Origin of the sequence: Arthrobacter sp. NPDC093128, from assembly GCF_040683875.1 — a bacterium.
Taxonomy (GTDB): Bacteria; Actinomycetota; Actinomycetes; order Actinomycetales; family Micrococcaceae; genus Arthrobacter.
In genome coordinates, this window is record NZ_JBFBEY010000026.1 from 49,892 (window position 1) to 60,748 (window position 10,857).

Below are 10,857 nucleotides of genomic sequence, written 5' to 3' on the forward strand. Positions count from 1 at the left end.
TAGTCAAGAAACCGTCCGCCGCTTCTATGGGCGCGGATGAAGCCATTTTGAGCAAGGGAGCCCAAACAAATGACTGAGCAGACTTTGATTGATAACGACATCGCAACTGTTGAAGCTGAATGGGATAACGACACCACCAGGAGCGGGGTATCCGCTGACCGGACGGTTGCCGAGGATGCGAAGCTGCAGGGTCGAGGCCAGGAGAACAGAGCACTCGTCGAGGGTGATAAGAAGTGGCAACAAATGCCCGCAGACGCAACTGCTCTGTTCACGCCTGTGACTATTCCGACCCGGTCCGGCTCCGGCTTGACACTGCGGAACCGTGTCGTCTTGGCCCCCATGTGCCAGTACGCCATCGACAAGACTGACGGTGTGCCGACTGACTGGCACCTGGTACACCTTGGCTCGATGGCCAATGGCGGGTTTTCCCTGATCGTTACCGAAGCCGCTGCAGTAACGGCTGAAGGTCGGATCTCCGACAGGGACGCCGGTATCTGGAACGACGAACAGGCTGCCGGCTGGAAGCGCATCACCGACTATGTGCATTCGCACGGTGCGGCTATCGCTATCCAGTTGGCCCACGCTGGTGCGAAAGCCTCGACCTACGGCTGGCTAAAGGACCTCGAAACCGAGGGCAAAGTCGGAAGCATCCCGGAAAACATGGGCGGTTGGGCAACCGTCACGTCCACACCCAGTGACATCTACGGTTTGGAACCAGCCGTTGAAATGACCAAAGAGCAAATTGCCGTTTCCGTTCAGTCCTGGGCTGAGGCCGCCAAACGAGCCGATGCAGCAGGCTTTGACATGATTCAAATCCACGCCGCCCACGGGTACCTGATCCACCAGTTCCTTTCCCCATTGTCGAACAAACGCACCGATCAGTATGGTGGCAGCTGGGAAAACCGCACCCGCTACCTGCGCGAAATCGTGCACGCCGTTGCAGCAGTGTGGCCGGACGACAAGGCGCTGGGCATCAGGTTCTCCGGTGAAGACTGGGTCGAGGACGGGTGGCGTACGGCGGACACCATCAAATTGGCCCAAGAACTCTACTCCCACGGCATGCGCGCCTTTGACCTGTCCAGTGCTGGTATCGGCCCATACTACGGCCCGAACGGGTTTGGCTATCAGGTTCCACTGGCCCAAGCCGTCAAGCAGTCGCTGCCTGACGATGCCTTTGTGACCGCTGTGGGTAAGATCACCGAAGCGGGCCAGGCCGAACAGATACTCGTAACCGGTCAAGCTGACGGGGTCTCCATTGCGCGGGCCGCCCTAGGTGATCCGCAGTGGCCAAACCGGGCAGCGCAAAAGCTTGGCGCCACCAAGGCGCACCCTGCACATTACTGGCAAGGACGCTGGTAAACACAGAAAAGCATTTAGGAGTATTTGGATGATCTCCACAAGCGAATTGGCATCGCCGCAAAACCTGACTGATAGCGACCTGCTCAAGGAGCTCTACACCGACTGGTCGGAAATCATGGCGACCACGCCCGGCATGACAACCCGACTACTGCGCAGCATCTTCGACGAATTGCACCAGGCCACCAAGGAACCCGAAGACGTTAGTTACAAAGAGGAGGCAGTGGGAGCGGTGGCCGGCATCTGGGCCCTGCCCGAGGATGCGGACACCTCACGGGTCCTGCTCTATACACATGGAGGCGGATTTGCGGTCGGTTCCGCCGCCAGCTACCGAAAAGTGGCAGGCCACGTGGCAAAGGCACTCGGTGTGACTGCCTTTGTCCCCGACTACCGTCTGGCTCCGGAGAACCCGCACCCCGCGGGCCTCGAAGATAGCGTCGCGGTCTACGAAGCCCTGCTGGAACGGGGCGTCCGGCCTGAGGACATCACGTCCATCGGAGATTCAGCCGGCGGGAACCTGGCGATCGCAACCTCTTTGGCCCTTCGGGACAAAGGGCTCCCGCTTCCCGGCCGCGTCATCGTTTTCTCTCCATGGCTGGATATGGAGAACAGCGGTGAAACTATCGTCACCAACGATGCCACTGATGCCCTGTTCTCGCTCCCACTGCTGCAAGGCATGGTTGCGGGAGTCCTCGGCGACACAGTGAACCCGAAAAACCCGTTGGCGAATCCGCTGCACGCCGACTTCGACGGCTTCCCCAAGCTGTACATCACCGCTGGATCAGGCGAAATGCTCCTTGACAATGCCACCAGGCTGAACGACGCGGCTAAATCAGCCGGCGTGGACGTTACGCTTTCCGTTGCCGACGGACAGCAGCACATCTTTCCAATTTCGGCCGGACGTTCCGCCGTAGCAGACGAGACTGTCCGCAAAATCGCCGATTGGTACCGCAGCTAGACAGGCACATGTCTGCGGAGGAATCGAACCCAAGGACTTGTGTAATAGGCATCGCCTGTGTGAATATTACAACATTGAGTTAGTGCCCTGATACGGAACGGAACAACAACCAATGACAAATCTGTCCTATGAAGTTTTGGTGCTCGACGGCACTCCGCGTGCCGGAGACCAACGGCTTCCCAGCGGCGAGGCGATAGTCTCCTCACCCTTGTCGATCACATTGATTTCCGGAGAAAATGACGCCGTACTGGTTGACGTCCCCTATACCTTCGGGCAGATCGAGCGCGTACGTAACTGGATTCAGGACTCGGGTAAGACACTTCGGTACGTCTACATCACCCACGCTCACGGCGATCACTGGTTGGGCGTTGGAGAGCTGCTTTCCAGCTTCCCCGGCGTGACGGTCTATGCAACACCGGGCACCCTCGGCCGCATGGAGCACGAAGCGACCGTCGGTCGCGAGAAGCTCTGGGATGCAGTCTTCCCGGGGCTCGTCCCGCCGTCACCCCTGATCGCCGAGGCGGTTCCCGCTGACGGTTTCGAAATTGAGGGGAACCGGCTGGTTCCGATCGAGCTCGGGCACACCGACACCGACGACACAACAGCCCTGTGGGTTCCGTCGCTGGAGCTCGTCGTAGCAGGCGATTCGGTCTACAACGGGGTCCACCAGTATGTGCTCGAATCATCCGAAGAAGGATTCGCCTCCTGGCTCGCGGCGCTTGACACCATTGCAGCGCTGAAGCCCAAGTTCGTCGTCGCGGGACATAAGGCCCCCGGCGCATCGGATGACCCCGCCAGCATCGAAGAAACGCGCGCCTACCTCAAGGACGCGCAGCACCTTCTCGCGACGGCATCAAGCCCGGAGGAGTACTACAACACCATCATGCGCCGTCACCCCTTCCGCATGAATCCGGGGCCCGTTTGGTATGGCGCAGTAGGACTTTTGAGCCGCACGCTTTAGAACCGGTTTCAAGCACTTTCCTGGACGCTTTTCCCAACCCAATAACTGCACACCTGATGACAAAGGAGTCACTACGCATGTCCAATAACCAGAACCAAGCGTCGCGGACCAAGATCGTCCTCGTTCACGGATTCCTCGATGACGGGACCGCCTGGGACGACGTTCGGTCCCTCCTCGGAGAAGACTTCGAAGCGGTTGCCCTTGACCTGCCCGGTTCCGGCGCGCACTTGAACGATGAAGGACCCTTCACGCTCCATCGACTTGCCGAGTCGGTGATCGCCGAGATCGACCGCTCCGACAATCCGGTGGTCCTCGTGGGGCAAAGCATGGGGGCCCAACTGAGCGAACTCGCAGCCGCCGCGCGCCCCGGAAGGGTGGCAGGACTGGTGCTGCTTACGCCGGTCCCCCTCGCGGGCGTCCACCTCGCAGGGGACGCGGCCAACTCCTTCCGCTCCCTGGGAGGCGACGCCGACGCGCAACGGCAGGGACGACTCGGCGTCTCGGTGTCCCTCACCCCGCGTGCTCTTGAAACCTTGCTTGCCTCCGGAATTGCAGTTCGCCCCGCCGTGGTCGCTGAGGTGTTCGATGCCTGGAACAACGGCGATACCGCCGGGGCCACTTCCTCAGCCTATGCCGGACCCACCCTTATCGTCAGGGGTACTGGTGACCCATTCGTCACCCAGGAAGTGATCGACGCTGGTGTGCTTCCGCGCTTCGCAAACGCCCGGTTGGTCGGCATCGCCGACGCCGGACACTTCCCCCACCTCGAGAAGCCCGAAGAGGTTACGCGGATCGTGGAAGACTTCGCCCGCTCCTTTGACCGGGTGAAGGCCTAGGAATAAGCCACGCAACGCACCTAAGAAAAAGGCATCACAGACAATGAACCCGACAAACAGCATCAAAACAAACGAAGTCGCCGAGGAAAGCTGGACCGGCGCATTCGCAGCCAAATCCGAGGAAGCCTTCGGAGGAGCGTTCGCGTATGACGTTGCGCTTGAGGCAGCGGCCCTTCTGGTCCCTGTCAAAGGCCGCTCCGACGTACACACCGTGATGTCGACGGCCAGCAACTACTACAAAGACCTTCGGTTCACCCATGAAGCCACCAACGGTCCCCGGACCTACGTGGAATGGGAAGCCACAGGCGCCTCCGGAGTCCAATTCTCCGGCGTGACGGTACTCACCCGGAATGAGGAAGGACTCATCCAGCACATCTCAATCAGCCACCGCCCCCTCGCAGCCATTCTGGAGTTCTCCGGTGAAATGAACCGCCGCACTCAAGGCAAACTAGAATCAGGACACTTCCGCGCAAATGACTAAAATCCAGGATAAGTACACTATCGAACGGGTCGGCTTTCGTGCCGACGGCAACGTTGAGCTCCGGGGCAACCTTTACATTCCCACGACAGGTGATGGCCCGCATCCGGCACTGACACTTTCCATGGGGTACGGAGGGGTCAAGGAACAGGGCGCCCTGCCTTATGCTGAAGCCTTTGCCAACGCCGGTTTCGTGGTGCTCTTCCACGATCACCGGGGATTCGGAGAAAGCGGCGGAACACCCCGTCAGGACATCAATCCCTGGCAGCAGATCGAAGATTGGCGCAGGGCCATCACTTACCTCCAATCACGGCCGGAAGTCGATCAGGAACGGATCGGCCTGTGGGGCTCGAGCTACTCGGGAGGCCATGCACTCGTGCTCGGCGCCACCGAACCCCGGCTAAAGGCAGTCGTCTCGCAGGTCCCTACCATCAGTGGGTATCAGCAAGGACTCCGGCGGGTGACCCCGGAAAAACTGGCAGCATTGGAGGCCTCGTTCGCGGCCGATGACCAGGCACAGCTCGCGGGTGAGGAACCGCACCGTATTGCCTTGGTCTCTGACGGGACCGTCCCGGCAAGCTACACCGATCCGGAAGCCGTATCGTTCTACCTGCAACCCATCCCCGACGGGCTCTGGGAGAACAACGTCACCGTACGTTCAACAAGAGCAGCACGCGCATATGAGCCTGGGATTTTCATCGGACGCGTCTCACCGACGCCTCTTCTGATGATCGTCGGGGACAACGACCGCGTGACCCCCACTGACCTGGCACTGGAGGCCTACCAGCGCGCACTCCCACCCAAAGAGCTGCTGGTCTTCCCCGGAGGACACTTTGACGCCTACCTCGGGGAATTCGAAGCGACCTCCGGTGCAGCCCTGCAATGGTTCACCAAGCACCTAATGCAGGACAAGTAGACTAAGGAGAACTGCTCAACATGCCCAAAGGATCCGGACGCTACATGGCTTGGCCCGCTACAACCCGATACGGGCTGTCTGTCGCGCCCGGAAACCTCGGTCTCGTTCAGGACTTCCTCAACACCATCACAGAGGGAACCTTAGCTCCCCCTGACCTGCTCGCCACCTTGGAATCCGCGCAGGAATGGGCCGACCAGGTGCTTGAACAATGGAGCTCGACCGACGAACTGGGCTGGGCCAAAATCCTGCCAAGGTTGACCGAAAACGACAGGAAAGCTCTGGTGGCCTTCAGGGACCAGCTGTTCGAAGGCCTCTTTGGTCACTCCTACTCTGAACCCGCCAGCGAACCCGGCCGGGACAACCCCACCTATCGTCCCCTGATGACAGTTTCCGCTCGAGGTCTCGAGCTCCGGCCCGACGGGGAGGGCTGGAAGTACTTCGAAACGGCGCTGCTGCTCATCTGCCACCAAGGCCAGCTCGAAGGCGTCCTGCGGCGCATGAAGTCATGCAAGAGCGAGACGTGTGACGTCGTCTTCTACGACCGCTCCAACAACAACAGCGGTGTCTGGCACGACGTAAAGCTCTGCGGAAACCGCGCCAACGTACGAGCCTACAGAGAACGCTCAGCAGCCAACTGAAGCTCAGCCGGGCGAGCCTTAATCTCCCTGCAGCCGTTGCGTCCGGTTACGCTGGAGCGCACCGCTTCTACCCGAAACCCTACGGAATCGCGGGAGTGGCCGGTTATCGGCGGGGCGGCGGTATCGAAGTCCGTCGAATTCGCACCATATGTGATTCGCCGGATTCAGGCGGGAACTGCACTTATCCGGCTGAGTCCTAATCTCAACGCTCGGCCAGCCAAATTAGCTAAGGCGACCTGACCGTTTTTCAGGGGTGAAGTATCGAGGAGTCGAACCAGACGTCCTCGTGTCCGGGGGCGAGTAGGAACCGCCAGCCAGGAGGCAATGCACGGTAGGACAGGACGTTAGGGCACCAATCGCTTATATGGGATACATGTACGGGGACGAAGGTTCTTCGTCGGCCCAGATATACCAGCCGGTGGTGTCTCCGGCGGGAGCATGCCTTAGTCCATTGATCGGATGCATGCCATCGCGGACGTTTCGAGAGATTCCGACTTTCATGTCCTGCGGCGCCGCTATCGGCGTGACGCTAAATCGCTTGTAAGTTTCTTGCTGATCGTTGGTGGCACTAGTCATTGGACCTCCGGGTGTTTTGCTCGCGTGCGGGTTGAATTCTGTAGCCGGCCATCGGTACTGCCGCGTCGCCGGCGTGTTGTGGATAACCTGGTAGCTGTAAGCCCAGGGCGTTCGCGACCAGGATTCACCAGAACACGGCAGCCGGTTTACAGGCTGGTGCTGAAAATGACACAACGAGCCGTTGGCGCCGGATACTGTTCCATTGTTCGTGACGGGCCAGGTCGGTCCGAAGCAGGTCCATGATGAAATTGACCCTTTTGCGGTGGAGGTGTGACGGTCGGCACGTTACTTGCAGCTCCAGCAAGAAGGGCTGGTCAGCTGCCGTCCCCCAGCAGTTCGAATAGTCTGAGCGCCAGCGAGATCTCCAGGCCGTTGGTGCGTTTGGTGCCCCGCCCCTCCTCAAACCGCCCCACTCGCTGCCGTACAGTGTTCCGGTGGAGGCCAAGCAGCTCAGCTGTCTTCGAGACGTTCTCGCCGCTCGCGTAGAAGGTTGCAAGGGTTTCACGGAGTGCCGCGTTTGATTCCCCTGGCAGTGCGACGTCCCCCAGCACCTCCCTGGTCCAGATGAGGGCGCTCTTCGTGTCGTGCATGATGAGCGATAGGAACCCCACGTCAGGGTCACCAAACGCCACCAGCCGCTCCTCGCGGTAGCGCTGCGCGCCGAGAGCGACGAGTCTGGCCTTCGCCGCTTGTTCGTGACTCCGTCGGAAGCCCGCGACCCCGCTGCCGGGCGCGCCCATTGCGACGCGAACATTCCGTGCATCCGCTGAAGCAGCGAACGCTGAGAGGCGGTGCAGCACCTCTGGGCTAACCTCGGCGGACGGCATCGCCGCCCACGCCCACGCGGTCGACCGGTCTGAGGCGGTGATCAGGGGCGGTTTCGACGAGTGCACGATCGACGCCATTCGCCGCAGCAGCTGATCGATCCGTTGCTGGTCCTCTGTGTCGGGCGTGCCGAACTCAAGCCACGCGATGAACGCGACGTGATTCTGTTCGAGCGAGTACTTCGTCTTTGCTTCGAATCCCGCCGCCGAGATCGCCTCGCCGCGCAGCACCTTCATCACCGCGGCGGCATTCGTCACCGCACGCGCTGTCCACCACCGCTGCTGCTCTGCGACGTGCACATCGGTGACGTATTGCAGAATCCAATCGATGTAGTTGTGCGTCACGTCGGTGACGAGCCGCACGAGGTTCATCTGGAGGTCTTTGTCTTCGAGCTGCAACTGGTCAACGGCGTCGATGCCCCGGCGCACGAGCATGGACTGCCCAAGGTAGTAGGCGCGGGTGAGTGAGCCTAGCGGCACATCGCGCTGAGCGAGCCGCATGGCATACTCCACCGCTCCCGTGCTGGGCTGGATCGAATCAGTACCGATGTCATTCGTGAGAATATGGCCCAGGGTCCAGACGTTTCCGTCGATGCTCGCATGCAGCATCTCGACGAGTTGGGGGTCTTGATGTATTTGCGAAGAACTACACGCCAACTGATCGAAGCCCAAGCTCCGCTGTTGACGACGTACCAAGTCCTCAGATTCTGCACGATATCTTCGCTCGCTATGGCCGGACAACATTCGACCAGGGCCTTTACAGGGTCCGCGATGCCAGTTCATCGAGGGAGGCAACGGAGGCCGTCCAGCTCGCCTACCCGGATCACGTGGCGCCCCTCGCGTGCTTCCGCTTCGATTGGCTCGGGAGGCAGTTTGCCTTGGACTTTAGCCGGGGCACCCAGGCTGATCCTGGAGTTCTTCTGCTGGAACCGGGCACGGGGGAAGCGTTGGAAGTTCCAGCCGTCTTCTCGGCGTTCCACGATTCCGCCCTCATGGAATACAGAGACGCGTGCCTGTTGCCCGACTTCTTTGATGCCTGGCGGTCGGAGAACCATCACGCTGTGCCCTTTGACAAGTGCGTTGGCTACAAGACTCCGCTATTTCTCGGCGGGATTGACCAGCCTTCTAGCCTTGAGCTCATCGACACCGACGTTTACTGGTCAATAACCGGTCAACTAATCGTGGCCACACGCAATCTACCCAATGGCACGAAATTGTTAGGCCTGGACCTCTTCTGAGCGTCTCGTAGCTTGACAGGATTCATTCGCAGCAGGATGCGCATTGCCGTCCAAGCCCCAGTTAGGAGGCGCTTGTCGAGGCGGAAATATTCATGAGGTCGGGTACCGGCTGTTGCTGCCGTTGGCGCTTTTCGGCCCTCTCGCGGTCGAGCCGCTAGTTGGTCTCCTCGGCCTTAGGGCCGAGGTTGTAGCGGACGCTGCGGTCGTTGTTTGTGCCGCAGATCAGGATGCGAGGAACGCCCGGGCCGACTCTCCCGGCTGAGCAGACACGCCGGTGATTTCCGGTGGACAACGGGACGGGACTTCTTCACAGGTCCCTGACAGCGCCCGCATTGCCGGTGGACATGCTGTGCGCAGCCAGCGGCGGGACTGGTTTTGCCTCCCCGCATGTCAGCCCCGCACCCTACGCTGGATCATCCAGGGGGAAGGAACAGGTGGTCTCAGGTGAACGAACAAGGCAGTGGCAAGGCGACCCGGATCCAGGTCGCGGGACTGTGGATCGCGGCATCCAGCCTGACCCTGGCCCTACTTCGCACTGACTTGGACGTGCTCGAAGTGCTCGGACGATGAGCAGCCGCGTTGTCCGTGGCGCCGGGCGGCCTGCCAGGGCGAATCCCGGCTCCCGTTCGTCCAGGTTTTCCTGCTCCTTCTTTCCTCGAGGCCGTTGTCGTTTGCCTCCAATTGTCCAGATGATGTCTGGACAATTGGAGGGAGGTATCCTCGGAGCTTCCACCGCTTCCCTACGGTTGGGCTTCCCGACCCCACCGGTTTTCCGGGCTTGGCGGACTGTATCCCCATCCGTACTCCCCGCAATCTGGCGGAACGAACCCGCAAGACCCCGGGCACTCGGAGGAAACATCCCCAATTGTCCAAAGTTCTTTGGACAATTGGCGGACTCGTGTGGCATCCACCTCTGCGTCGTGCCCGACACGCGCACCGTGTGGGCACCCGAACGGGGCGGCCAGTGCCACCATCAATATATGAGCGCTCCTACCGTGGATGCAGCGATCAACGACCTTCTGGACTGGGCGTGGCACGCAGTGTACAAACTGCTTGCGGCCAAGGGGCTGCTCGGCGAGGGCCTGGACGTCGGAGAGTACACCGGGATGTCGTCCTGGGTGGAGGGGCCGACCAGGTACACGGTGGTGCACTCCATGGCAGTGGCCATCCTTTTCATCGACACCGATCCGGTCGACGCCATCACATTCCACCGGGACCTTCTGGGCTCCGAGGATCCGAAAACATTCTTCGACACCGTGACGACCGCACGCCAGGGACTTTGATATCCCGCAACCCACGCACGAATCCCACGCCGGTCGGGAAGAAGAACAGCCGTGAACGACCTCTCGCCGCTGAGCTTGTCCCTGACCTATGCAGGCACTCTCGGGGGGCCCTGCTGATATTCCTCGGACAGGCCGTCGTATTCGCCACCCTCCTGGTCCTCGCCGGGTCCCTCAGCCTTCTGGCCTGGACCGGCCGCATCATCACGGGATGGCGCCGAACGTAGGAACTCTCAACCCGCCGGCCAGGCGGAGGGGGGCCGCTCCTCACACCCGGTCCAGCGCGTCTGCCCAGTTTTCCGTCGGCAATGTTCGTACTGTCAAGGCATGCCACGGGGACGATCGGGAATTGAGCCGGGAGGCATTCATCCCCTTGCCGGTCAACCGTCGATCGACGACCCTCTCAGGGACGGGCGCGACCCAACTCCCCAGCTCCCGCTGCATTGGACGCCACACGAGACCACTGCCTAGGCCCCCCCCGACGTGACGGCGAAATGATCACCCGGCCCCAGCTCCGGCCGTCCAATAACGCCCGGGGACCGAGGACGCCCACCTCGCCAAGCGTGGATGAGACCCGGCAATTGAGTCTCGATCGTGACCCGCAAGATGTATGCGGCCGCTCCTGCGCGGGGTAAATTCGATGCAGGAAACGCTACTTCCCGACCCTAACCCTAGGAATGAACCCCTCCCGGCTTTGTGCACGGCCGGGAGGCAACGCTGCTGTTGCCTCGCGGCAGCCCTCCATGCACCCTGAGGAAAGAGCCTGCCATGGCCACCTCGCATTTTCAGCAGTTCC

General features: G+C 60.9%; 11 protein-coding genes. 10 read left to right on the plus strand and 1 reads right to left on the minus strand.

Annotation, left to right across the window (positions count from 1 at the left end; all coding sequences use genetic code 11):
- The first annotated feature begins 69 nt into the window (after positions 1-69).
- The 7 genes from AB0N24_RS23290 to AB0N24_RS23320 all read left to right on the plus strand — a co-directional run bounded on the left by AB0N24_RS23290 (position 70) and on the right by AB0N24_RS23320 (position 6,143).
- Positions 70-1,359 carry an NADH:flavin oxidoreductase/NADH oxidase gene (locus tag AB0N24_RS23290; protein WP_364129681.1) on the plus strand — a complete coding sequence of 430 codons (1,290 nt, stop codon included), beginning with the start codon at positions 70-72 and terminating at the stop codon, positions 1,357-1,359.
- A 28-nt stretch (positions 1,360-1,387) separates the two neighbouring features.
- Entirely contained in the window at positions 1,388-2,314 is a 927-nt protein-coding gene (locus AB0N24_RS23295; protein WP_364129684.1) for an alpha/beta hydrolase, read from the plus strand.
- Between the two features lie 112 nt (positions 2,315-2,426).
- The gene (locus AB0N24_RS23300; protein WP_364129687.1) at positions 2,427-3,275 is read left to right on the plus strand and encodes an MBL fold metallo-hydrolase; all 849 of its coding nucleotides are present in this window, start codon (positions 2,427-2,429) and stop codon (positions 3,273-3,275) included.
- Between the two features lie 77 nt (positions 3,276-3,352).
- Positions 3,353-4,111, plus strand: a complete 759-nt coding sequence (locus AB0N24_RS23305) for an alpha/beta hydrolase (protein ID WP_364129690.1) — start codon at positions 3,353-3,355, stop codon at positions 4,109-4,111.
- A 43-nt stretch (positions 4,112-4,154) separates the two neighbouring features.
- Complete coding sequence (locus tag AB0N24_RS23310; RefSeq protein ID WP_364129693.1) at positions 4,155-4,592, plus strand: nuclear transport factor 2 family protein; 438 nt, start codon at positions 4,155-4,157, stop codon at positions 4,590-4,592.
- Positions 4,585-5,505 carry an alpha/beta hydrolase gene (locus AB0N24_RS23315; RefSeq protein ID WP_364129695.1) on the plus strand — a complete coding sequence of 307 codons (921 nt, stop codon included), beginning with the start codon at positions 4,585-4,587 and terminating at the stop codon, positions 5,503-5,505. The genes AB0N24_RS23310 and AB0N24_RS23315 overlap by 8 nt, the downstream gene beginning before the upstream one ends.
- A gap of 20 nt (positions 5,506-5,525) precedes the next feature.
- The gene (locus tag AB0N24_RS23320; RefSeq protein WP_364129697.1) at positions 5,526-6,143 is read left to right on the plus strand and encodes a CGNR zinc finger domain-containing protein; all 618 of its coding nucleotides are present in this window, start codon (positions 5,526-5,528) and stop codon (positions 6,141-6,143) included.
- An 890-nt stretch (positions 6,144-7,033) separates the two neighbouring features.
- Here AB0N24_RS23320 and AB0N24_RS23325 read toward each other — a convergent pair.
- Entirely contained in the window at positions 7,034-8,152 is a 1,119-nt protein-coding gene (locus tag AB0N24_RS23325) for a helix-turn-helix domain-containing protein (RefSeq protein WP_364129699.1), read from the minus strand.
- 269 nt (positions 8,153-8,421) lie between these two features.
- On the opposite strand from AB0N24_RS23325, the gene AB0N24_RS23330 reads away from it, so the two are divergent.
- From AB0N24_RS23330 to AB0N24_RS23340, 3 genes are all read left to right on the plus strand, one after another.
- Complete coding sequence (locus AB0N24_RS23330) at positions 8,422-8,781, plus strand: hypothetical protein (protein WP_364129701.1); 360 nt, start codon at positions 8,422-8,424, stop codon at positions 8,779-8,781.
- Between the two features lie 444 nt (positions 8,782-9,225).
- On the plus strand, positions 9,226-9,351 hold the full coding sequence (locus tag AB0N24_RS23335; protein ID WP_364129704.1) for a hypothetical protein: 126 nt from the start codon (positions 9,226-9,228) through the stop codon (positions 9,349-9,351).
- Between the two features lie 410 nt (positions 9,352-9,761).
- The gene (locus tag AB0N24_RS23340) at positions 9,762-10,064 is read left to right on the plus strand and encodes a hypothetical protein (RefSeq protein WP_364129706.1); all 303 of its coding nucleotides are present in this window, start codon (positions 9,762-9,764) and stop codon (positions 10,062-10,064) included.
- Positions 10,065-10,857 lie beyond the last annotated feature (793 nt).